General features: G+C 38.3%; 19 protein-coding genes and 3 tRNA genes. 7 read left to right on the top strand and 15 right to left on the bottom strand.

Annotation, left to right across the window (positions count from 1 at the left end; translation table 11 throughout):
- Complete coding sequence (locus tag ACSBFT_RS06260) at positions 1-1,257, bottom strand: M43 family zinc metalloprotease (protein WP_489603952.1); 1,257 nt, start codon at positions 1,255-1,257, stop codon at positions 1-3.
- Positions 1,238-2,182, bottom strand: a complete 945-nt coding sequence (locus ACSBFT_RS06255) for a PhoH family protein (protein WP_489603951.1) — start codon at positions 2,180-2,182, stop codon at positions 1,238-1,240. Before ACSBFT_RS06255 ends, ACSBFT_RS06260 begins: the two co-directional genes overlap by 20 nt.
- Positions 2,183-2,413: 231 nt before the next feature.
- On the opposite strand from ACSBFT_RS06255, the gene dnaB reads away from it, so the two are divergent.
- Entirely contained in the window at positions 2,414-3,976 is a 1,563-nt protein-coding gene (gene dnaB, locus ACSBFT_RS06250; RefSeq protein ID WP_489603950.1) for a replicative DNA helicase, read from the top strand.
- Between the two features lie 430 nt (positions 3,977-4,406).
- Here the strand turns inward: dnaB and rlmD are convergent, their stop codons facing one another.
- Both rlmD and ACSBFT_RS06240 read right to left on the bottom strand, forming a co-directional pair.
- Entirely contained in the window at positions 4,407-5,822 is a 1,416-nt protein-coding gene (rlmD, locus tag ACSBFT_RS06245; RefSeq protein ID WP_489603949.1) for a 23S rRNA (uracil(1939)-C(5))-methyltransferase RlmD, read from the bottom strand.
- Between the two features lie 49 nt (positions 5,823-5,871).
- Positions 5,872-5,944, bottom strand: a tRNA-Lys gene (locus tag ACSBFT_RS06240).
- 132 nt (positions 5,945-6,076) lie between these two features.
- On the opposite strand from ACSBFT_RS06240, the gene ACSBFT_RS06235 reads away from it, so the two are divergent.
- Complete coding sequence (locus ACSBFT_RS06235) at positions 6,077-6,757, top strand: hypothetical protein (protein ID WP_489603948.1); 681 nt, start codon at positions 6,077-6,079, stop codon at positions 6,755-6,757.
- Positions 6,758-6,799: 42 nt separating this feature from the next.
- A tRNA-Leu gene (locus ACSBFT_RS06230) sits at positions 6,800-6,882 on the top strand.
- 273 nt (positions 6,883-7,155) lie between these two features.
- Here the strand turns inward: ACSBFT_RS06230 and ACSBFT_RS06225 are convergent.
- Entirely contained in the window at positions 7,156-8,712 is a 1,557-nt protein-coding gene (locus tag ACSBFT_RS06225) for a hypothetical protein (RefSeq protein WP_489603947.1), read from the bottom strand.
- Positions 8,713-8,813: 101 nt separating this feature from the next.
- Here ACSBFT_RS06225 and ACSBFT_RS06220 point away from each other — a divergent pair, with 101 nt between their 5' ends.
- Together ACSBFT_RS06220 and ACSBFT_RS06215 are read left to right on the top strand one after the other, a co-directional pair.
- Positions 8,814-9,371 carry a DUF6580 family putative transport protein gene (locus ACSBFT_RS06220; protein WP_463046529.1) on the top strand — a complete coding sequence of 186 codons (558 nt, stop codon included), beginning with the start codon at positions 8,814-8,816 and terminating at the stop codon, positions 9,369-9,371.
- A gap of 5 nt (positions 9,372-9,376) precedes the next feature.
- Positions 9,377-9,679: a DUF4286 family protein gene (locus ACSBFT_RS06215; RefSeq protein ID WP_489603946.1), complete on the top strand. Its 303-nt coding sequence runs from the start codon at positions 9,377-9,379 to the stop codon at positions 9,677-9,679.
- Here ACSBFT_RS06215 and ACSBFT_RS06210 read toward each other — a convergent pair.
- Together ACSBFT_RS06210 and lpxK are read right to left on the bottom strand one after the other, a co-directional pair.
- Positions 9,676-11,532: a putative porin gene (locus tag ACSBFT_RS06210; RefSeq protein WP_489603945.1), complete on the bottom strand. Its 1,857-nt coding sequence runs from the start codon at positions 11,530-11,532 to the stop codon at positions 9,676-9,678. The genes ACSBFT_RS06215 and ACSBFT_RS06210 overlap by 4 nt on opposite strands.
- 26 nt (positions 11,533-11,558) lie before the next feature.
- The gene (gene lpxK, locus ACSBFT_RS06205; protein WP_489603944.1) at positions 11,559-12,611 is read right to left on the bottom strand and encodes a tetraacyldisaccharide 4'-kinase; all 1,053 of its coding nucleotides are present in this window, start codon (positions 12,609-12,611) and stop codon (positions 11,559-11,561) included.
- 27 nt (positions 12,612-12,638) lie between these two features.
- Here lpxK and ACSBFT_RS06200 point away from each other — a divergent pair, with 27 nt between their 5' ends.
- A complete protein-coding gene (locus ACSBFT_RS06200) occupies positions 12,639-13,721 on the top strand; it encodes an o-succinylbenzoate synthase (protein ID WP_489603943.1) in 1,083 nt (360 codons plus the stop codon).
- 5 nt (positions 13,722-13,726) lie between these two features.
- On the opposite strand, the gene hemF is transcribed toward ACSBFT_RS06200, so the two are convergent.
- On the bottom strand, positions 13,727-14,626 hold the full coding sequence (gene hemF, locus ACSBFT_RS06195; RefSeq protein WP_489603942.1) for an oxygen-dependent coproporphyrinogen oxidase: 900 nt from the start codon (positions 14,624-14,626) through the stop codon (positions 13,727-13,729).
- A gap of 103 nt (positions 14,627-14,729) precedes the next feature.
- On the opposite strand from hemF, the gene hisC reads away from it, so the two are divergent.
- On the top strand, positions 14,730-15,779 hold the full coding sequence (hisC, locus tag ACSBFT_RS06190) for a histidinol-phosphate transaminase (protein ID WP_463046523.1): 1,050 nt from the start codon (positions 14,730-14,732) through the stop codon (positions 15,777-15,779).
- A gap of 56 nt (positions 15,780-15,835) precedes the next feature.
- Here hisC and ACSBFT_RS06185 read toward each other — a convergent pair whose 3' ends face one another.
- From ACSBFT_RS06185 to ACSBFT_RS06155, 7 genes are all read right to left on the bottom strand, one after another.
- Positions 15,836-16,459 (bottom strand): hypothetical protein, encoded by a 624-nt coding sequence (locus ACSBFT_RS06185; RefSeq protein ID WP_463046522.1) that lies wholly within the window; start codon positions 16,457-16,459, stop codon positions 15,836-15,838.
- A gap of 146 nt (positions 16,460-16,605) precedes the next feature.
- A tRNA-Ala gene (locus ACSBFT_RS06180) sits at positions 16,606-16,679 on the bottom strand.
- 288 nt (positions 16,680-16,967) lie between these two features.
- The gene (locus ACSBFT_RS06175; RefSeq protein ID WP_489603941.1) at positions 16,968-20,102 is read right to left on the bottom strand and encodes a BamA/TamA family outer membrane protein; all 3,135 of its coding nucleotides are present in this window, start codon (positions 20,100-20,102) and stop codon (positions 16,968-16,970) included.
- 38 nt (positions 20,103-20,140) lie between these two features.
- Positions 20,141-20,596 carry a C40 family peptidase gene (locus ACSBFT_RS06170; RefSeq protein ID WP_463045564.1) on the bottom strand — a complete coding sequence of 152 codons (456 nt, stop codon included), beginning with the start codon at positions 20,594-20,596 and terminating at the stop codon, positions 20,141-20,143.
- 18 nt (positions 20,597-20,614) lie between these two features.
- The gene (locus tag ACSBFT_RS06165; RefSeq protein ID WP_489603940.1) at positions 20,615-21,997 is read right to left on the bottom strand and encodes a TlpA family protein disulfide reductase; all 1,383 of its coding nucleotides are present in this window, start codon (positions 21,995-21,997) and stop codon (positions 20,615-20,617) included.
- Positions 21,994-23,088, bottom strand: a complete 1,095-nt coding sequence (locus ACSBFT_RS06160) for a hypothetical protein (protein ID WP_489603939.1) — start codon at positions 23,086-23,088, stop codon at positions 21,994-21,996. Before ACSBFT_RS06160 ends, ACSBFT_RS06165 begins: the two co-directional genes overlap by 4 nt.
- A 429-nt stretch (positions 23,089-23,517) precedes the next feature.
- Positions 23,518-24,150 carry an ABC transporter ATP-binding protein gene (locus tag ACSBFT_RS06155; RefSeq protein ID WP_489603938.1) on the bottom strand — a complete coding sequence of 211 codons (633 nt, stop codon included), beginning with the start codon at positions 24,148-24,150 and terminating at the stop codon, positions 23,518-23,520.
- Positions 24,151-24,266: the final 116 nt, after the last annotated feature.

Genomic DNA, 24,266 nt, shown 5'->3' with positions numbered 1-24,266 from the left:
CTAAAACACCATTATTCGTTTTATAATCTCTGTATTGGTAGACGTCATTTTCAGAATGAGCGTCCCCTTGGGTAAGTTAAGATCAGAAGCCCGCACTACGGTACTGGGATAATCTTTAAATGTCTTTGTCACTACCTGCCTTCCAAAAAAATCGTAAAAGCTTAAAGTGAAATCTTGGAAATCTGGTAGAAGAATTTGAAAAGCCATATCTTCTCTGGTTCCTGGGTTGCTCAATACATTAAGAGCTACCACGTCATTATTGGGCAGGAGAAATTGACTATTTAAAATTAACCTCCTTCTTCTTGGACTGAGCTCTAAAACCGCCCTTACTCTGGCCTTTTGGTCTTTGGTAAACACATTCATGCAGGAGTCTGGCGTGTAGTCCATATAATTCTCTATCATATTTCTAGAGCTTATGCCCGAACATCTCGAATAGATATCCCTACAGGTCTCCGAGTCATTTTCTTTTTCGGCTTGAGGTGTGTCAGCACAGTAATCATCTCCGCATCTTTCGTCTCCCCAAGTATGAATCAAGCCTAACCAATGCCCCAACTCATGTGTGAGTGTTCTGCCATAGGAATAGATTCCTGAATCGGCGGTTCCTATTCTTTTTCCAAAAACTTTATAGTCCACATATATACCATCTGTTCTAGCAGGTGGATCTGTTAATTCTAAACCGTCTATAGCCCCTCCTGGAAACTCACCGTACCCAAGATAAACGCCAGCCAAATCCACTACCCATATATTGAGGTATTTGTTGGAATCCCAATAAGCTAAACTTGAAATAAAGTCTAAGTCTCTAAAGACACTATAAGATGGTCTGTTCTGGTAAGTTCTGGTGATTCCAGAGCTGGGGTTTCCAAACTCATCTTCCTGAGCTAAAAAGAATTCGATTTCCATATCTGCTCCTACCTCAAAGGTATTAAAACCCATGGTTCCGGCAGCCCTTCTAAAGTCTTCATTCAGCACTTTTATTTGGCTGAAGATCTGCTGGTCAGATATGTTGGTGCTTCCAGAGGCTCCTATTTCTCCATCTAATTGATTATGGATAACGTGTACTACTACAGGTATCTTGATGATTTCATCGTGAACTTTGAATTTTGCCCCACCTTCCTTCTGATAGTTCTCTAAAACTTTTTGAAAGTCATCATGCCTTTGCTTTAATTCTGGACTGGCCAATACGCCAACCGCACATCGCTGTGAAAGGGCAGGGAAGAAAATTAAACAAAACAAAATACTATTTACTAGCCTCATCATAAGCTTTTAGGATATCTACCACTAAAGGATGGCGTACAACGTCGCGGGCATCCAATTCTATAAACTTAATTCCTTTTATTTTACTGAGTTTCTGAATGGCATCTTCTAAACCAGATTTTTGTCTTGCAGGTAGATCTATCTGGGTAATGTCTCCTGTTATGACAATTTTAGAATTAGGTCCCATTCTGGTAAGAAACATTTTCAACTGCATGGGTGTGGTGTTTTGAGCCTCATCCAAGATGATAAATGCATTATTTAACGTCCTACCTCGCATATATGCCAATGGAGCTATTTCTATGGCATTTCTCTCTTGGTAGTCTTTCAATTTCTCTGAATGTATCATATCATTCAAAGCATCATAAATAGGCATTAAATAAGGATCGATTTTCTCCTTTAGATCTCCTGGAAGGAAACCAAGGTTCTCTCCTGCTTCTACCGCCGGTCTAGTGATAATGATTTTCTTTACCAGTTTTTCTTTCATGGCTTTTACTGCCAAAGCCACGGCTGTGTAGGTTTTACCCGTTCCGGCCGGACCAACTGCAAAAACGATATCATGTGTAAAACTGGCTTCTACTAGTTTTTTTTGGTTCATGGTTTTGGCTTTTACCACCAAACCCCTGTTGCCATGAACGAGTACATCATCTGGAAGAGAAAGGCTTTCTTTGATTTCCTGCTCATTTTCAAGGAAATTCTTGACCAACTCCGGCGTAAGCTTTCCAAATTTATGATGATGCTCTAAAAGATTTTCTAAAAAATCACTCAATCTAAGGACTTCTTCTGCCGGCCCTCTTAGATGTATCTCATTACCACGAGAAACTAACTTACAAGTTGGGAAGAACTTAGCCACTTCCTTGATGTTTTTATTTTGAACCCCCAAAAAATCTAATAGAGATACGCCCTCTAGCTTTATTATTTTCTCAGTCAAACGCGGTATATTTTTATGTTCATCAAAAATCAAGAAAATTATTCACAACTACACCGAATTAGTTCACAAAAAGTATCAAAACAATTCACATTTGATTGACAAATAGTTCAGATATTACTTTTAAAAGGCAGTAAAAAAGAAGAGCTTTGTATCGCGTTTTTTTATATCAATTTTGAATGGTAGCATTGCATATTGCAACCTAAAAATATGATGAAAGTTTTATAATTCTGAATGAACCTAAACCAGACACTTGTTAGACCGAATACTTCTTCCACTAGGATGGAAAATGGTAAAATATTGCCATATTCTACGGAAATGGAAGCTGCCGTTCTTGGGGCTATATTGATAGACAAAGATGCTCTAGCAAGAATCAAAGACCTGATTAAGCCTAGGTCGTTTTATTCGGAATCTCATAAGCTTATTTATGGAGCTATGATGAGCATGTACGAAGCATCAGAACTCATTGATTTAATGACCATTACGAGGTATTTGAGAAACCAAAATAATATACGTGAGGTAGGCGGAACTAAATACTTGGCTCAGCTTATGGGTAAGGTCAATTCCGCATCAAATATTGAGTATCACGCTTTAATAATGTCTCAGCTGAGCATTAAGAGAGAGATGATAGATGCGTCTGAAAAGCTTATGAAGGATGCTTTTGAAGAGTCTAATGACATCTTCTCTGTTTTGGATAGAACAGAGCAATATTTCTTCGAAATTTCAGAGCAAAGCATAAAAAAGAACTACCAAAGTTCTGCTGAAATTATGCGAGCCACGATAGATGAGTTGGAGCATAAAAAATTGAATAATGGGGACGGAATTACGGGCGTTCCTAGTGGGTTTAAAGATCTGGATGACTTAACTGGTGGATGGCAGAAAACGGAATTGACCATTATTGCGGCTAGACCGGGTATGGGAAAGACGGCTTTTGTGGTTTCTTCTATGCGAAATGCCGCCGTAGACCATGGTGCAGCCGTAGCCATGTTTTCTTTAGAGATGTCTGCCACCCAACTGATGCTTAGGATGATTTCTGCAGAAGTGGAGATTGAAAGTAAGAAATTAAGAAAAGGAATTTTAGAGCCACACGAGTGGCAGCAGCTGCATACCCGATTAGATAAACTATCTGCGGCTCCTATTTTTATTGACGATACTCCTGCCCTATCTGTATTGGAATTAAGGGCAAAATGTAGACGTTTAAAAGCCCAGCACGACATTCAAATGGTCATTATTGATTATTTGCAGCTGATGAGTGGTGATGATGGCTCTGGCGTAAATACGAACCGAGAGCAGGAGATTGCCACCATTTCCAGGTCCTTAAAGAATCTTTCTAAAGAACTGGATGTACCTGTAATTGCTTTGTCACAGTTATCAAGAGCGGTAGAAACCAGAGGTGGCGATAAGAAACCACAGCTGTCAGATTTGAGAGAGTCTGGATCTATCGAGCAAGATGCAGATATGGTTATGTTTCTTTATAGACCTGAATATTATAAGATTACCGAAGACGAGAATGGTAACTCTACAGAAGGGTTAGGTGAATTAATAGTAGCTAAAAACCGTGCGGGTACTTTGAAATCTATCATGCTACAGTTTCATGGTGCATATACCAAATTCACCGATGTAAACACTTTAGGAGGAAATCTTACCGATTATGGGAAAATAACGCTTCCTGGAGGTGCTGGAGACACCAGTCATTTTGATAGCTGGTCTCCTCCAACCATGTTAAGTAAGGCTAATGAGCTTTCAAAAGACGATCCATTGAAAAAAGTTGGGCCAGATGATGACGTACCTTTCTAAAATTAAGGCCTTCATTTAGAACGATTTACTTAAAAACACCTATGTGGATACCTCATTTGTGGGTAAACTACGTATATACCTTAGATTTCAGGCAAAAGATGGAACTTATCCACTGTGGATTAACACTATTTTATCTGTCCGTTTTCTGGAATTAGCTGAGTTCAACTTAGAGGATATAGTTGAACCTTTATGCACCAATACTTTAAGTAATCGTTAGTCTTGATTTTGCTTTAAAATCAAGACCAACGAATTTTAGCTGGGAGCAACTAAGAGATTTCTTATACCTAGGTTATGCGTTGGGGAATTATTATAAATAGTTTAATTGGGTTTACGCCTACATTGAGCTTGCCGATAGGAAGCAATATAGCTACTACGGTCCCGATAAAATCGAGAGATTGCCTAATGCATAAAGCAAGTTCACACCAAAAATCTATTTTCTTAAAGTAAGCTTGATGATATTCTCCACGTGATGGGTATGCGGAAACATATCTACAGGCTGAACCACGGCTACATCGTACTTTTCTGATAAAAGCTGTACGTCTCTGGCCTGTGTAGCTGCATTGCAACTCACATAAACGATTCTGTCTGCTGCTATACGTAATAAAGTTTCCACCACCTCTTTATCCATTCCTGCTCTTGGTGGATCTGTGATGACAACGCTAGGCAATCCCTCTTTTTTAATAAAGGCCTCATTAAGAACGTCTTTCATGTTTCCTGCATAGAAAACTGTATTTCCTATGCCATTTTCACGAGAATTAACTTCGGCATCTTTGATGGCATCTTCTACATACTCCACACCTACCACTTTCTTAGCGTTTTTGGCTACGAAGTTGGCTATCGTGCCCGTTCCGGTATAAAGATCATAAACCACGTCTTCTGGGCCTATATCGGCAAAAGTCCTTGTGGCTTTATAAAGCTCGTAGGCTTGCTCTGAATTGGTCTGATAAAAAGATTTCACGCCTATTCTAAACCTCAAGCCCTCCATCTCTTCTTCTATGTATGGCTTTCCGTAGAAAAATACAGCGTCCAAGTCTTGGTAACTGTCGTTTCTTTTCTGGTTGATGAAATAGTTGACAGAAGTTAAATTTGGGAATTTCTCTACCAGAGCTGCTAAGCAGGCTTCTATTAAACTGACATCGTCTTTGGCAAACTGCATTACCACCATGGTTTCTCCGGTAGATGATGTTCTTATCATCAAAGTTCTGAAAAAGCCCTCATGCTTGACATGATCATAGAAGGCCTCATCGCTGTTTCTGGCGTATTCGTCAAAAAAGCGTCTGATGTCGTTAGAAGGGTCATCTTGTAGATAACAAGTATCTATTGGTAAAACCTTGTCGAAACGCTTAGGGATATGGAAGCCAAGGGCGTCTCTATTGCCTAAATCGTTGCTAGAACTTATTTCATTAGCCGTTAACCACCTGGTATTGGAAAACGTAAATTCTAATTTATTTCTATAAAAACGGGTTTTTTCTGAAGCTAAGATCGGTTTGAAGTTAGAGACGTCAATTTTACCGAGCCTAACCAGCTGATCTTTAACCTGTTTTTCCTTTTGGGCAAGCTGAGCCTCATAAGGGATATGTTGCCATTTGCAGCCGCCACAAACTCCAAAGTGAGAGCAAAACGGTTCAATACGTCCAGGAGAGTCTTTGATTCTCTCCAGCACGATGGCTTCCGAAAATGACTTTCTTTTTCTGTTAACCTGAAGTTTAACAATGTCTCCAGGGGCTACATTGGGCGTGGTTATAAATATGACCTCACCATCGTGTTTGGTAAGACATTTTCCTTCCGCTGCGAAATCGAGAACTTCAATTTCGTTAATGACTTTTCTTGTTTTCTTTCTTGCCATAACTTAAAGTGCTATATAACAAAAAAAGCCACCGAAATGGTGGCTTTTGTGATCCCGCTGGGGCTCGAACCCAGGACCCATACATTAAAAGTGTATTGCTCTACCAACTGAGCTACGGAATCAATTTTTTCTCTTTACATTTGCAGAATCTCATACCGTTTCCCTCAAATGCGATGCAAAAGTATAACGTTCTGTTTAAACATCCAAGTCCGTCTGTGAAATATTTCATACTTTTTTTTATACTCATAATACAAGTGGCTGACAGTAAAGGACAAGGGCAATTTACAAAGAAAGCAGATTCATTATTTAAGAATAAAAACTACGATGAGGCTGCTATCCTTTATGAAGAGTTATTGGCCAAACATTCCATAAACAGGAGCAATTGTTTCTTAAAACTGGCATTCATTAACGAGCAAAAAGGAGATTTTCCAAGGGCCATCTATTATTTAAGCGAATATTTTCACCTGAACCCGTCGGAAAATACTTTTTCTAAAATAAATAAAATGGCGGAAGAAAACTCTTTTAATGGTTATGGAAGAAGCGATCTTAATTTTATCTTACTCATTTATGAAAGATACTATTTATGGATCAGCATGGCCTTTATATTGATAGTGAGTTACAGTTTTTATGTATTGCTGCTGAAAAGATTTAAAGGAGAAGAAACCGCTTTAAGACATAAATTGAGCTTCGTCTTTTTGGTCTTTGGGAGCTTTGCCATTCTAAACTTAGACGGCTACTTTAGACATGGTATCGTGAAACACCAAAACATTTACTTGCGGGAGGCTCCATCTGCGGGTGCAGACGTGAGCTCCAACCTGGCAGAAGGCAGTAGAGTAAATGTGATAGGAGAAAAGGATATTTGGTTGAGATTATTGATCAACGGGAAAATACAATTCGGCAAAAAGAGTGATTTTTGGATAATTGATAAGAATTGATAGAAAACTTATTAAATGATTTTTTAGATTTGCAGCCTCTTCGGCGATGTGGTGGAATTGGTAGACACGCCAGCTTGAGGGGCTGGTGGGCTTAGCCCATAGGAGTTCGACTCTCCTCATCGTCACAAAATCCCGTATGTTCTTGATATTCAAGAAATACGGGCTTTTTTATGCCCATTTGATAAAGTACATTTCAAATGAATCAGAGCTCTCGAATGCTAGCGGCGTAGTTTAAGGCTTTCAAACCTCTGGTTTGAAAGAATGTTCTTTTTGTCAAATTAAGGCTGATGAACATTCCTGCTAAGTTAAAAGCCGAGCCAAGTGAGATTTAATATAAATGTGATGCCGCTGGGGCTCCAAACCAGGACCCATACATTAATAGTGTTTTCCAGCTCTTTTTACTTCCGTCTTTTCAGCCAATCTTTCAAACTAAAACTACTTTCTTGAAGAACAGGGCAGTCCATAAGTTTGTTTTTAGGACGTTTATGACCTAAAAATAGGCTTAATCCAGCATGTACAGAAAGGCCTCGAGGTTTTCCTAAACCCAAGACACCTGTCACATTATCAAAACCAAAGAACAAGGGTCCTGCTCTCAGTGAAGCTCCAAAATTGAAGTTTTGGTAGTCGTTATCTAAGGATACAGGAAAACTGACTTCGAGGTTTTTCTTTTCAAAACGAGGAATGATACTTAAGCCAGAAAACCCCACAGGGCCTAGCTTGCTTTTACCCAGAAGAAACTGCCGTAAAACAGCACTGACATAAAATCCTTCTCTCACTAGATAGTCGCCATGAATAACCAGAGTAGCGGGCATAAAAATCCGGTAAGAATTCAAGTAGGTAGATGGGTCTAGTGAGTACACTTCTTCTAAGTCTTGGATAAACTCGTCTGTAGAAGTTAGTTGATAAAAAGTAGCCGGCGGAATAAAGTCATTTTGGCTGTCTACCTGCCCTACCTGCACCAGTTGTGGGTCGGCATATTTTACAAAACCGATGTCCTGAAGTGCTACCCCTATTTTATAACTGTATTTATTGATGTTTGGGTCTGGAATGTAAGCCCGCTTGTACTTATATCTTTGTCTGGAATAATTCGGTCTTTTTTCAAAAACAAAACCAATATCACCCGCAAAACCAGCTCCTACTCCATTGAGCGAGGTCATTTCGTTCAGCATCCAAGAAAAAGACGGAACGGCATTTTGCGAGGCATGGAAAAATGTCCCCTTGGTTTTATCTACCGTAATATTTTGATATTTATTACTCGGTGGAGCAGGCTCAATCAAATAATCCACGCCTTCGCCCACCAGATTTAAGCTTAGGTTACTGGTGACCCTTTTAAGGGTAGCTCCTACTTTAAGAAAATTCTCATTATCCTGTCTTATGACTTTACCAAGACTCACAAAGAACTCATTAAAAGCCCCTACGTTCATTTGAAAGGTCTCATTACGGAACGTCTGGTTGTGCAAGACTGGATTTTTAGTTCCTGTTAAAATGGCTGTGGCAATGTTCGTCGAAGTATTTCCAAAGGAATTTAGGAGTCTAAACCGTACGCCAGCGGCTATACCTACACCGTGTTTTGGCGAACTAAACTGAATAGCAGGCCCGCGTATCTCGGTATTGATATAAGCTTTGGCACTATTGGCTTTGGTGAATTTATAATAGTCTGGTCGCCAGATGGGTTTACCAGAAATATCAGAGCGGTATTTGGCATTCACCGTTCCGCTACTTAACCTAAATAAGGAATAGGGAGCGTTCCATCTGGCATAGTTATTATGTATTTCTGTACCCGCGGCTGCCAGGTTGATATAGACCTGATATCTGGAATCTACGGCATTGGCGGGATTTAACATCACGCCATGCGTTCCAGCATAATTGCTAGAACCAATGCCTAAAAAGTTCTGAGCTTTAAGTTGCTCAAAAGAAGTTAGGAGAATAAAAAGAGCATAGAATTGTTTCGACAAAGCTTCTCTCAATGAGTTTGATTACAAATATAATTAAATGCCTCTAGCTTGAATACTTGATTTCTCATAATACAAGTACTATTTTTGTGCAAACGTGAATAATGATGAAAAATAAACAACTTATTATAACTGCTATTTGTTTGGTGGTGTTTGCAGCCCTATCAAGATTGGTGTCTCATCCAATGAATTTTACTCCTATAACGGCTGTAATACTATTTTCTGTATTTGCCTTTGAGGGTAAATGGAAGATAATTGTTCCTTTGATAGCGATTGTTTCTAGTGATGCCCTTATTCACCTGAATACAGGATACGGCTTTCATTCTGGTACTTGGTTAGTTTATTCTGGTTATTTATGCATTGCTTTAATAGGGTTTGCTCTTTTAAAGAAGATATCCTTACTAAAGATTGTATTTAGTTCTGTAGCTGGTGCCGTTGCATTCTTTTTACTAACCAATTTCGCTTTTTTCTATCCTGTGGCTAGTGCCGCAAACGATTTTCAAGGATACACGCATAATATGACGGGTATTTTGGCTTCTTATACCGCTGGAATTCCTTTCTTCAGAAACATGCTGTTTGGTGACATTTTATACACTTGTATTCTTTTTGGTGCGTATTTCACTGCGGAGCATATTATTCTTAAGCCAGCTCCAATCAAATAATATCATTGATTTTATCAAGTTTTACTTTTAGCGTAGAGTATTCACATGCTCTTTTGTTTGAGCGTAGCTTAAAACAAGATGTTATCCCTTTCTTATTAGAGATAGAGGGTGTTAATGATGTGAAAGCATTCAAACTTATTTCAGAGATAGAGACTGGAGGACAGAATATTTCCGTTCAAATATTCCTTAAGGATATGGATATCCATAACGGTATAGAAGAGCAGCATAAAATCAAATTTCTAAGCTTGCTAGATGCTAAGTATGCTGGTCAATATCTTTACTTTCAATCTCTGTTAGAAGAAATTTAGTCGAACAGCGGCCAATCTACTTTTATAAAGAAGGTTCTGGCCATGGCCAAATAATCTGGACTGGTATAAAAGCCATTATTAGGCAGCCCCTGGTTAATGAAATTAAAGCTAAAGGCCAACTTAACTCTTTTTACTACGAAATTGGTATAGATATCTGCCACGGGCACGCCCCAAACTGGCTGCGTATCTTGCAGATAAAAGCCTCTTAAAGTCGGCGAATAAGCATCTCCTTTATAAGCAGAACGATAATATATATCAGACCCTAGATACACATGTAGTACATTGGCGTAAAAAAGATGAAATTCCAGATTGGTGTTATTGATGACACTTGGAATTCTGAACACATCCTTATTATCTGCTTGAGAAAGAATAATTTTGTTGGATACCTTGAAGTTGTTTAACTGAATACCTGCCGCCAGACTTAAGCTATATATGAAAGCCTCAGAAGACAGCTGTTTAGGGCTTAAATTTTGGTCAAAGTACAAATGATTACTCACCAGATTTATCTTGGCACTGGGTTCAAACCATGCTTTCTCGCCTTTGAAAAGGTATTTCCCTGAAGCCTCTGTATGTGTTACGTTTTTAAAATCGCTGTTTTCCCAAGACAGCATAGGGCTGCTAAAGTTCTGATAAAATAGGTATGCGGGTTTTGTGATAAATTTAAAACCCAAGTCAAATCCTTTGAATCTAAGTTTTGAGTGTAAGTAAATATTAGGTTTATCACCAAAACCCAAATAGAAATCTGTATTTAGATAATTGCTACTGTCTGCAAACCAGTATCCTGCGTTTCCGCCCACCAAAAACTCGGTTTGAGGCTCCGCCTTATCCCCATTATGCAGGGCGGCATAACTATAAATTCTGTTTGTAATGCCTACATTGTATTTAAAACCTTTGTAAAAGCCCTTAAAGCCAAACCTGTTTTGAATATTATTGAACAGGTAGTAGGTTCTGCTCTTTTCTGCTAAAACGGTGTCTGGATAAAGACCCGCTTCATAATTTTGACTAATCAGCGTATCTGAATGAAAGTATTTCTGCCTTTCTAAGTCAAAGGTGTGAAAGACCTGAATTTCCTTAGAAAGCTTGTACTGGTGATAAACATGATAGTTATTCCATCTTTCACGAGACTCCACACCACTTAAAAGCTGCTGATAACTGGTATTATAATTTCTGTCCAAGTTAGACTTGTCAATAAAATCTACGCCGTCACGGGGCTGAATACCACCTTGCTCTTTTTGTTTGTGGTTAAAATGAATAAAGGCACCTAGAAAGGTATACTTTTTATTTTCTGAGGTATAATTGGTACTAAAGGTAACATCCCAGTGGTCTATCAGCCTATCTTCACTGGTGCTGGCAGAATACTGCTTGGAAGACGCTATTCTATGAGAGCTTAAGGCGAGGTTCCAGTTTGGTTTAATATTTTGAGTATGTGTAAAGCCTACATTCATAAGCCCGTTAGAGCTTTGAAGGTACGCCATATCGGTGTATGGAGATCTGGTATTATAATATTTTATTTCCGAGACCTTTGGGGCATAAAAATCACTAAAAGCTTTTAAACCCGTTTCTGTGAAGGCATTGGTAGGCGATACGAATAACATGGATCTTGCTGCGGTGCCTTCGTTTCCAAGGTCCTGCCATAAAAAGCCATTGGCCTTATTGATGGTCATGAACCTAAATCCATCTATTAAGGTATCTGGATGAATAAGAGTGGTATCGTCTGCAAGAAAGTTTCTTTCAAACAAATAACCGGTGCTCGTTGGTCCGTAAACCTGTTTGGTACTATCATCCAAAATTTGTGAATGTCCTAAAGCAGGAATTAAAAGCCCAAGAAACAAAAGAATGCGACTGCTATTCATTAAGTATTATTGATTTCGAGGCAAATTTAGCCATTATTTAAAGAACCCTTTCTGTCTTGAAAGCTTTTAAAATCTGTCATAATTTTTCTTAAAAACTCAGATTCTTTTTCAGAAAACTTTGAAGTAAGTTTCAAAACATAAAATAATGCTAATTGTTCCACCGATAAGAGGAATTTGATTTTGACGAAATCCTTTTCTGTAGTGACAATAGGCATAGACGGTTCGGCATGAAGAATAGCCAGTATTTCCCCTTTTTGATAATGATGATGATCAGCATAGAAGTGTTTTTCTGCTAGCTGATACTGTTTACTCAGTTCAAAAGCGAAAGATTCATTGTCGGCGATTCCTGATATAACCTTCACATTTTCACCGCTTTTTAGCTTTTTGTCGAAAATGTTAGACGGAGCGTCAAATGCTTGATAATTAAAATATACAGGGGTATGTTCTGGAATAAATTGGACGATTTTCTGCTCAAAGCCTTTTTTTGTTTCAGTATCAGCCCGTTGCGATTTGGTCACCACCACCAGATCTGCTCGTCTTGCTCCTTTTCTAGCCTCTCTTAATCTACCAAAAGGCAGGAGGTAATCTTTAAAAAATGGGGCGGCGTAGGTGGTTAATAATATGAGTAATTGTGGACTTACATGCCTGTGTTGGAAGACGTCATCAAAAAGAATAATTTTTGTATCTGGATAGGCGGCGAGTAAGTTTTCTACGCCCGTTTTTCTGTTTTCACAAACAAAGAACCTGGCCGCACTTTGATGCTTTTGAAAGAGCATGTACATTTCGTCTCCCACGGTATCTGGAGTGGCCTCTTTATTTATGGCGAGGTAGCCTTTGGTGTTTCTTCCATAACCGCGACTAAGCACCGCTATTTTTTGTCCCTCAAAGGCCTCAATTAAAAAAGAAATGAAAGGCGTTTTCCCTGTGCCGCCAACGCTTAGGTTTCCAACTCCTAAACTGAAAACTGGAGGCACATAAGTTTTGAATAATCCTTGATCGAAAAGAAAATTTCTGATTCTGGTGATGACATCATAAAGAATGGCAAATGGGAACAAGAAAGTCTTAAAAAACCTTTTCAATTATGTAATTTCGATTTTTGATAAAATATGACACTCAAAGCCAGCTATTGCAAACATACGTTAAATTTTAAATTTGACGCCGGTACTTCTCGTGGTATTCTTAAGACCAAGGATACTTACTTTATAAAATTGTTTGATGAAAGCAATCCAGAAATATTTGGTTTAGGCGAAGCAGCACCTTTGCAGGGTCTCTCGGTAGATTATAAACCGCAGTTTGAGGATTATCTTAAAATCTTTATAGATAAGTTTAATGGCGAAAGCCTTACAGAAAAAGAGCTTATAGAAGCCATTCATTCGGAGTTATTTCATCGCTGGCCTTCTATAAGGTTTGCTTTTGAAATGGCCCTTTATGATTTAAGAAACGGTGGTAAACGCTTACTTTTTGACAATGCTTTCAGTCAGGGTAAAAGCGACTTAGAAATAAATGGGCTTATTTGGATGGGTGATGAGGCTTTTATGAGTCAGCAGATAGTGTCAAAGCTTAAAGCAGGCTTTAGAACCCTAAAAATGAAGATTGGTGCCATTGACTTTGATACGGAGTATAAACTCCTTCAAAGTATCCGTTCCAACTTCCCCAAAGACGAGTTGACCTTAAGGGTGGATGCCAACGGCGGTTTTGAAGAAAGTGAAGCACATGAAGTTTTAAAAGTCCTGTCGAAACTCGATATCCATTCCATAGAACAACCTATAAAAGCCAATCAATGGGAAAAAATGGCTGCCTTATGTGGTTCTACGCCTGTTCCAATAGCCTTAGACGAAGAACTTATTGGCATAAATGGAAATTCTAGAAATGAGTTATTAAACTTGATAAAGCCTCAGTTTCTGATTTTTAAACCGACCTTATTAGGAGGATTTAGAAATACTGATGAATGGATGGGGCTTTGTGAAAAGAAAAACATTGGTTGGTGGATTACATCTGCTTTAGAGTCCAATGTAGGCTTAAACGCCATAGCTCAATATACCGCGACCAAAGACAGTCTTTTACCTCAAGGCTTAGGCACTGGGCAGTTATTTCATAATAACATAGAAAGCCCTTTATCAATAGAAAAGGGCTTTCTTTATTTAGCACCCAGCCAAAGCTGGGATTTGTCTGCTTTAAACTTTAATTGAGTTGCTTATACCCAGTTGATACCTTTTTTTAAGGCGTTCAGTGTTAACTCTTCATGAGATCCACTTTCTACTTCATGGCAATACTCCCAATTGGCTTGCGGTGGAAGGCTCATTAATATGGATTCTGTTCTGCCTCCGGTCACTAAACCAAATTTGGTGCCTCTGTCCCACACAAGATTAAACTCTACATACCTACCACGACGTAAGTATTGCCAGTCTTTGTTTTTCTGGGTAAAGGTCTTTTCGGCGTTCATGGCCATGAGATGTGTGTATATAGGAGCAAAAATGCGTCCCACATCCTTTACAAATTTGAATATCTGCTCTTTACTCATCGCTAGACTTTTTTCGTTGAGATGGTCAAAGAAAATACCTCCAACGCCTCTGGTTTCTTCTCTATGAGATAAATAGAAGTAGTCGTCGGCTCTATTTTTAAAGTCTGCGTAAAAGTTTAGGTCGTGCTTATCACAAACTGTTTTTAGCTGCTCGTGAAACCATTTGGCTTGGTCGGCATCTAAATAATGTGGTGTCAGGTCTATCCCCCCACCAAACCAGTATGTTCCGTTAGAAAGTTCAAAGTACCTTACATTCATGTGAATGATGGGAACCATAGGGCTGTTAGGATGCTGTACGATGGAAACGCCAGTTGCAAAGAAGTCGGCGTCATCTTCTATTTTTAAGGCCTTTTTCATATCCTCCCCCAGTGGTCCTTCAACGGCCGAAAAGTTAACGCCCCCTTTTTCTAAAATATGACCGTTCTGAATTAAGCGAGTTCTTCCTCCCCCACCCGTTTTATGGCTCCAAATGTCTTCTTGAAACTTCGCTTTTCCATCCGTTTTTTCTAAAGATTGACATATTTCGTCCTGTAAATCTTTAAAAAAGTCCTCTATTTCTTTTCTATCCATCATTGTCAGTATTTTTGCAGCACAAAATTAGAAAAAGAATTCACAGGGCTTTGTATGTTTGCACATGATGTTTGTCACGCTCGAGTTATGAGCATAATCATTTAATATGTCGATAATAAATCTTTTGGTAAGAAAGCACCTTTTAGAGCTTAAACCGTACAGTTCTGCACGAGATGAGTATACAGGAAAGGAAGGTATTTTTCTTGATGCCAATGAAAATCCATATGGTTCGGTGGCTGGTAAAAACCTAAATAGGTATCCAGATCCTTATCAAAGGGAAATTAAAGTAAAATTGGGTAGGCTTAAAGGAGCCAGACCTGAGCAAATATTTCTAGGAAATGGCTCCGATGAGGCCATAGACCTTATTATTAAAACTGTTTGCGAGCCGAAAGAAGATAATATTTTGCTGCTACCGCCTACCTATGGTATGTACCAAGTATGTGCAGATATTCAGCAAGTAGAGGCTCGAAAAAGTAATTTAACGCCAGACTTTCAGTTAGATTTGGAGGATATTGCTTCCAAAGTAGATGATAAAACCAAAGCCATATGGGTTTGTTCGCCTAATAATCCAACGGGCAATCTTATTAATGTCAGTGCTATTGAAAGCCTTTTAAGAGCTTATCCAAAATGTCTGGTGATCATAGATGAGGCCTATATCGATTTCTCTACGCAGCCATCTTTTATTGGACGCCTAGGTGAGTTTGAGAATCTGGTCGTACTCCAAACTTTCTCAAAAGCCTGGGGCATGGCTGGATTAAGGGTAGGAATGGCTTTTGCTCACGAAGATCTTATTAAGATTTTAAATAAGATTAAATATCCTTATAACTTAAACTTAGTATCTCAAAAACTTATTTTAGAGGTTTTAGATAACGAAAGCAAAAAAGATAAGTTTGTAGAGAAAATACTAGAAGAGCGATTTAAACTCTACAAGAAATTGATAGAGTTGGAGTCTGTAAGACATATTTATCCATCAGATTCAAACCAATTGCTCGTTAAATTTAAGGATGCAAAATCTATCTTTAACTATCTGATTGAGAAAAAGATAATTGTTAGAGACAGAACAAATGTGGTACTCTGCGATGACTGTTTAAGAATAACCGTAGGGAAAGGAAAAGAGAACAATGCTTTAATTGAGCAATTACAGGCCTATAGATAGGTTAAAAAAGCAGGTCTCATCTAAAATGGGACCTGCCTTTTTTAATCTGACATTTCTCAATTGGGCGTCAAAATGGCATACTTGCTTTCAAAAGTAGGTTTGTATGTTTTCTCTAAAATCAAAATCTTGTCGTATTCATAAGCTGTAAAACGTAAAAATTCCGTTACCGAGGTTTCAAAACACGTATCTAGCGTTCCGTTTTTACCTGAAACTTCGTTCTTATTATTAATGCTCACGGAGTGCACCAGTGAATTATCTAAATAGAGCAGTAAGGCATCACAGTTGTTATTTTCTGGATTGAATTCGGAATATTTATACTCCTCATTTACTATCTGTTCCACCATCTCTGGTTTATCTAGCCAAAATTCTGAATCACAAAAGGTTTTACCGTGACAGTTAAAAGAGAAATGCCTGTTTTGCGGTATTTCGTCAAACTCATAGTCGACAAAATTCTTGTAGACCAAATCACCACCCTTTTTTGAATCCATTTCTAAATAAAGGGCATTGCTCTCCACATACTTTAAAGCTTCTATTTCGGTGCCTTTGTCGGTATAAAGTGTTACTATTTCATAAGGCACAAAAAACGTGTCTACCCGAGATGGAGAACTCAGGTCGTGCTGAAGCAGTTTAAATTTACTATTCGAAGTAAAAATTAGCGAACCGTCTTTGTTTCTTTTCATAGGGATGTCGGTGAAGTTACTATTCCTGATTTACTATCATTATAGTTATAACGAAACAATAGGCTATATTAAAAAAAAACTCACCACGAATTAACCATGGTGAGAATAAAAAAAAATCACGCTGACCAGGTCATAGGTGATAGGTGTGGAGAATACAGGAATCGAACCTGCGACCTTTTGACTGCCAGTCAAACGCTCTAGCCAACTGAGCTAATTCCCCAAATATGTGTCAAACGCCTGCCTCCCGATAACTATCGGGAGAGCTAATTCCCCAAATATGTGTCAAACGCCTGCCTCCCGATAACTATCGGGAGAGCTAATTCCCCAAATATGTGTCAAACGCCTGCCTCCCGATAACTATCGGGAGAGCTAATTCCCCAAATATGTGTCAAACGCCTGCCTCCCGATAACTATCGGGAGAGCTAATTCCCTTTTAAAACGACACTTTCTAAATCTTTAAAAGAGTAGTTTCTCTATTACGGTCGCAAATATAATAGAACTTTTAAAATTACCATCCAGGAATCATAAAGTTTACTCCAGTAACGACAGGTTTTTTTCCGCCATTATAAAATGGTAAAGCAAAATAAGGTTCAAGAATGAGATAACCCAAGACGTTAATTCTTAAACTAAGTCCCGTGGTTACGATTAAGTCGTTCTTAAAATCTATGACGGAGTTTCCTATGGTTGGGAATGTGCTGACCTCTCCTATTTTCTTTTCTTTGGACCAAACCATTCCAGCATCCATAAAGAAGTTTAAATCGCTAGGAACAAAATTGAACGGGATTAAGGCAATTTGCTCAGGTCCTGTAAATGGTAGTCTAATTTCAAAGTTAGCGACGGCCAGTTGCTCCCCAGAAAGTGCTTGTTGGGTAATTTGGCCGTCTGCCTGCTGTTTTGAAAAGGCTTTACCATAAAACCCATGCATGTACCATGGATAGCCCAGATACAGTGGATTTATTTGATTTAGTAAATCGAGATTATTGGGGTTCAATCTTCCGTTATATTGAAACTTCGCCGCTAATGTTACTGGTTTCAGGAACTGATATTTTCTAGCGTCAATGAGTACATCTGTGTAACTGGTAGAACCAAAATACTGCCCAACCTGAAATCTATATCTATGTCCATTAAGTGGAGCAACTGTCCCGAAAGTGGCATTATCTCCTACAAAAGCAGCGTATACACTATTTAAATTAAATGGCTCAAACTGAAAATTGTCGGGATATTCTGACCTATTTAGTTTTACCGGTCTATCGGACCCTAAAGAGTAATAATCAGCTAAATAACCTGTTGGGCTTAAACCTATCCTGGCATATTCTGGATATTCTTTAACACTGGCAGAATAGAATGCCACTGAGCCCCCTATTTCTAACCTTTTTGTTTTACTTAAAGGTCTAAAAGCGAAAACAGAAAAATCATCAATGAATATTCGGGCTATTTGCCTATTTAATATGGCGTTATAGTAATCTATGTTTCCACTTTGTCCTAACGTATCCAAAATCTCAGTTTCATATCCTATCAAAAACTGATAAGGAATGTGTGATACAGAAGCTCCAAATTGTAAAGGATTTTTCTGGTTCAAATAGAAAAACTGCCCTCCAAAGTCTTGTATTTCTCCATTGAGAGCTACGGTGGCAGAAAGTTGGTTATTGTTTAGCATATCACTGAAAAGGGCGGTAATTCCGCCTCCAACTCCCGTACCAAATCTTGATGTAGAAACCCCAAGACCAGAATTGGCCAAATAATCGAGCTTGAAATATGGCTTGTAGGATTTCTCAAGAAGCGTACTTGTTCTTGTCCTCGAAACCAAACCCTGTTTGTTCAGATTCGTTTGAACCAAGTCTCTCCCATCTTTCCAATCTAAAGGTGCCAACTTTCCCGCCAGTTTGTTAACCGTATTTTCAACTGGTTCATTGAGCAAATCGCTAGGTTTGGCTTTTAAAATGCTGTAAGAGCCATCTAAGAAGTAAGAATAGGCAATATCGCCATTTTCGGAGGCCATGCTTAAAGCAGGCGAAAACATGGTGATACCACTAACGCCCGTATAGAAATTAGTAAGCTTAGTCAGATTTCTAGAGGCAATATTGTACTTATATAAGTTCCTAAAACCATCTCTGTCGGATAAGAAAACAATGTTTTCGCCGGTGGGGTCAGAAACTGGATTGAAATTATCTGCTCCTTTAAAAATGTCGAAATTTTCCACTTTTCTTGTGGACATTTCAATTCTATTAATGCTTAGGTTGGCTTTCTCTAATCTTATATATCCATCATTTCTGTCAGAAACGAAATAAACGTATCTTCCATCTGCCGACCAGCTGGGTTGAATATCTGAAAACTCGTCATTGGTCAGATTTACCACTTCTTTAGATTTCAGATTAAATGAATATAAATCTGAATTACCTTCTACTAGACCAGAAACCACGATGGTATTTCCGTCTGGAGACCACGCTGGATTAGAAAAGGCGTCTACCCCTTTAATGCCATAGGTCTTTTTGCTCCCGTTAGCAGCATTTATAATACTCAGTTTATTTTGCCCTTTGGATTGAACTACGATAGCCAAGTTTTTACTATCTGGTGACCATGTTCCGGCTGTTTCTATAAAACTGTAAGAATCTACATGACCAGCAAAAGAGTTCGAAGAGATTTTCTTAATGGTTTTGCCCGTTTCAGCATCCACTATAAAAATGTCTAGGGAAAGTACATTTTTAGAAGAAATATAAGCAATATACTTGCCGTCAGGGCTTATGGTAGGAGAAACGTTCATTTCACCTCCCGTTTTTTCTGAGGCTAAAACGGTTCCCCTAGGTGCTATCTCTGTTCCTTCTCTAAGGGGTTTGTAAGCATCGATTAAAGACTGCTTAAACTTGGCAGAGAACCTGTCTAAGTCCATACTGAGCGTTCTTTTAAAAGCGGTCTCAATACCATAGATAGCTGTTTCTTTAAACAATGGTCTGATGATATCATCTCCGTAAGTGGCTGTTACATACGCCCAAAATGCCTGACCCCATCTATAAGGGAAATACTTATACTGTTTGGTAACTAATTCTTCAATAGTCGGAATGTCGCCACTTTCTACGGCATCCCTCATCCACATAGCGGTATGGGAGTCGTCTCTACCAATAGACATATACTCTGCCAGACCTTCTACCATAAATAAAGGTAAATTTCCGATGCTGGACAATGAGGTGGAATCAGAGCCATAGGTCATGGTCTTATACTGAAAAGCATGAACCAACTCATGTCCTAAAACATGATCCGTTTGTCTTTTGGTATACATCATGGGCATGACAACCCGGTTTCTCAAACCCTCTGTAACACCACCAGTCCCCTCGCCTATTTGTCCGCCAATGGCAGTTGTTTCCTGGAAATCAGGATGATTCTTGTATATTATCAAGGGATTAGGCTCAATAAAAGCCAGTTTGAAAACCTCTTGATGCAGTTTATACCAATGCTCAGAGTTTATCATCAATTGATTCGCCTGCTCTTTATCATCAAAATAATGGTAAAGCTCGTAATGTGGACTTTGAAGAACTCTAAAATCTATTTTCTTGTAGCGTGGCTTATTCTGACCAAAATACTGCGACTGTGCAAATGCACCATAAGACAATAAAGTGAGGACTAGGCCTATTTTTACTCTTTTAATCATTGGTTAAAGTTTGATAAACATCTCACATCTGATGGTACCTATTTCGAATATTCAATGGGTCGGGTGATCTTAACAAATTTAGGTTCCCAATATTTGGAACGCAAATTATCTATTCTCACCCCACCAGAAGTGGATGCATGTAAAAACATCAACTTCTTTTTACCCCTTTTCTTAATCACCACGCCGGTATGATTTATTCTACTTCCTGCGGTTTTGAAGTAGAGCAAATCTCCTTTTCTAGCTCTATTAAGCTTTATGGTTCTAAAAACTTCTGCCTGCTGATAGGATACCCTAGGGAAAGAAACGTCTAAAGCGGTAAAAGCATTGTGAATTACTCCTGAACAATCTATACCACGTTTATCATTACCTCCAAATTTGTAGGGCGTTCCTTTATATCTCTTACATTCCTTAACGAAAGTTCTGGGTGAAAAGTTGGTTTGGGCCAAGCAGCAATTGGCCATTAAAATAGCAGAAAGCAGTAATATCTTTTTCAATTCAAGTTATGGTTAGTATCAGTTCTTAGAAAAAATGGTTTCCAGTTGTTTAATTAATCCTCTTCCCTCATCAAAAGAAGGCTCTATAAGTTTGTCCTCCGACCAGTTTCCATTTTGGTCAATTAATACATAACTAGGAATGGTATTAATGCCGTAGTTTTTAAGAAAAACACTGTTAGGGTTTACTCTGGTGGTTCTGCTTGCGGCTTTTCCTTTTGAAACCACAAGGGCAAAATCTTCTGGTGTATCCACAGCAATATTTAACAAACTCAAATTTTTTCGGTCTTTAAAATAATTTTCTACAATGGGTAAGTATGTCAGATCTTTGAGGCAAGGATCACACCATGAAGCCCAAAAGACCATTAATAGGTTTTTTCCTTTATAATCCTTCAACGAAAAATTTTGCCCATCAGTATCTGTCAAAGTAAAATCTGGGGCAGGGCCTCCCAAAGCTTTGCCTTTAAAAATTGACATTTTATTAGATAGGAATTTTTGGTATATCTCAATTTTTCCAAATCCCAAAAAATCTCTAAGGGCAGTCTCGTTTTCAGTGGTATAACCATTGATATCTAAATCTGCATTTATTTTATGGGCAATGAGCCTTTCGGCAATGGGCTTACCTATTAAATCCTTGGTAAAAGAGTACTTCAAAAAAGTATAGTCGTTTAGGATGCCATCATCCTGTTTACTATTTATACTTATCTTATAAGCTTCTAAAAGACTTTCAACAAAAAAGCCATATTCGAAAGACTTGTTTTGCAGATCTTGGTTGATGGTTTTTAATTCAAAATTATTCATGACCATATTGAGCATGTCATTTGAAATGAGGTAGTCTAAATAAAATTGGTCTATCCTGCCCGTTATATCCGCCCTTCTAAGCCTGAAAAAGTCCTCTGATATATTCGGTCTAAAATTATCTAGTAGGGCTAACTGCTCTCGCTGAAGCTTTTTAAGCTTACCACCATAGACTTCTGGACCTTCTTTTAGGTATGAATACAATTCTTTCTCAGCGTCGGTTACTAATTCAAATTTTTTCCGATGGTTCAAATAATACATCCATTTACCACTTCCAACTCCTGAGGGTAAAAAAGTCTCGTAGAAATCTTGAGCATCGCATTCTATTAAAATTTCATCTCCAGGCTCTATCACTTGAAACAACACCCCGTTTAAGCCGTAGTTTATGTCTATATAGGCCATTTCACTCAAAACCATTTCAAAAGAAAATCGATTATTTTCGTCAAGAATGAGATTATAATCTTCTGGGTCTTCTACCCAATTTCTATAAACGGTAAGCACCACCTTTCGCTCGTTGGGGTTTGTTATCTCTCCTTTGAGCTTAAAGGATTGTTGTGATTTTGAACCCAATGGAATAAGTAAAAGTGCTAAAAGAAATATTCTCATATAGTATTGTCCTCTGTGAACTCAAATGTAAAGTAATTACTGCTCAAAATCCACCAAGAGAGCACAGAAATGGAAACAGCAAAACATATGATGGGTACTTTAAAGGTTATTAGCATACAAATGGCAATAGCTCCAAAATAGATGCCTTTCATAGGCGTGTCTTCAAAAGCTCTGGGAGCATAATTATAGATAAGCCAAAAGAGCATACTAGACCAAATAAAAAAGACAGAAGAAATCAGGTGAATTGAGTCAACTTTATCATACCAGTAATACCCAAGAAATAACGAGTCAATAATAATTAAGCTACTTGCAGTCCAGATTCTTTGTGTAAGCAAGTTTGAAATATTGAAGGGCATGTTCCGCTCAAAAGGCATATAATTGGCTGAGAACAGCCCAAACTCCTTACCTAAAGGAAATTGACCTGCCACGGTGATTAAGCAACAAATGAATAGTAGTCTTTCGTCGTATTCGTCGCTAAAGTATAGTTTAGCTCCGCCAATGATGAAGAACAAACCATACAACTTAGTACTAAAGAATAAGATGGGTTGTTTCAGTAATAGATGCCTTAAAAAGTAAAGGACGGGCCAGTTAGGGAAAATGCTTCTGCTGCTAGCAAGTGCATCTATCTTGAAGTCGAAAATGAAATGGTGCAATCTATAATACTTTAGAGCAATGGGTAATACAAGTAAAATCAGATTGGCTACTGTCACAGCTATAATTCCTAAAAAAGCTCCTTCTTTTAATGCCACAGCCACCATAAAACAAGAATACGCTATGAATGGAGCGTTTAAGTTTAGCTGTAAAATTGATAGGTTAAAGAGCTTTTTAGACTTAGGCAAGAGGGTGAAATCTTGCAAAAAAGCATATTCAGGAAGTTTTAAAGTCCGATGAAAGAAAAGACTGGTTTTTACAACATGAAGTAGCCAGAAAAGGCTAGCCCATAAAAGTAAAATGGCATTGCCCATAAAGAGTTTAGCAAAAGCTACATGCTCGGTTCCTCTCAAGAAACCAAAGGCAAAGAGCAAGATGAACAGGTAAAACGCAATGTTTTGCTTGAAGTATTGTTTTGATATGGTTTTTAGGAGTATCAATTATTTTTCTGTCTGGTGTTTGTTGTCAGATGCTCGATGTCTGTTTTTTTTGCAATGTTTTAGCTCCAGAGGAGCGATATGTTAATAATAATAGAGGAATACACCATTTGTTTTCGTTTGGCGGGGTTTTGGATTTTCAAAAATCATGACAAACGTTTCTTTATAATTCTTAGTTTTTGCAATTACTAATTCTTGTTCTTCCGTTGCTCCTGCCGCCTGCCTGTCCTCCTTACGGCAGATAAATCAGCAGACAGGGGTGGGCCTGTCTTTTTGTTTGGGCAAAAACCCGAAACGTCGGACCGAATCAAAAACCATGTACCAAAATAAACATGCACAATGAAAATTCTTTATCTTCTTGAGGTTGTATTAAATCATCGGTTTTAATGAGTTTTCATCGTGCTTCAGGCAGTATTTGGGTGATAAGGTTTATTAATTTTGCTTTATAATCGTTTGACTTTCTACTAAAAAATGATGTTCCACTTTAAGGTCGCTTTCTGGTAGCTTATGGTGGGAGGCTATTAGGATGTTGACTTCTTGGCTTACTTTCTTGGCCAGAATCTCTAATAATTTCTCTTGCGATTCTTTGTCTATGGTGGTTAGTGGCTCGTCTAGGGTTAAAATCTTGGCTTCGCCAATTAATGCGGCTATCAGGCTTATTTTCTTCAACATACCACTAGAATACGTTCCTATGGCTGTTTTGTAGAATGCTGCCACACCAAACAGCTCGACCAATTCCTCTATTTCTGAACTATCTGGTTTGTAGATTTTCTGATAATAGTCTAAAATGTCTTTTCCAGACAAATAATCAGGAAAACGGGGTTCTGCGAAGCTATAATTGATAATTCGACGGAATGCTACGGGAGACTTCTGTAAATCTAAATGACCATCAAAAACCACGGCTCCTTCAAAAGGAATAATACCCGAAATGGCTTTAAAGAAAGTTGACTTCCCAGAACCATTCACACCCTGAAACCAGGAAACGCCTTCAGGAATATCTAAAGAAGGAATATCAAGAATCAAATGACCCTTATATTCCTTCTTGAAGCTTTTAATTTGAAGCATGTGCAAATATAGATTCGATATTGAATATTAAAACTACAAATCCATAGCTGGTGATGCAGAAAGATGGGTGGTGCAAAGAGTTAATGCTTTTAAAATAGATTGTTGAATGGTAATCT

It is taken from the genome of Arcticibacterium sp. SM2516 (assembly GCF_057914865.1).
The sequence above is the reverse complement of the archived record's forward strand: the minus strand, read 5'-3'. Positions and strand labels throughout refer to the sequence as shown.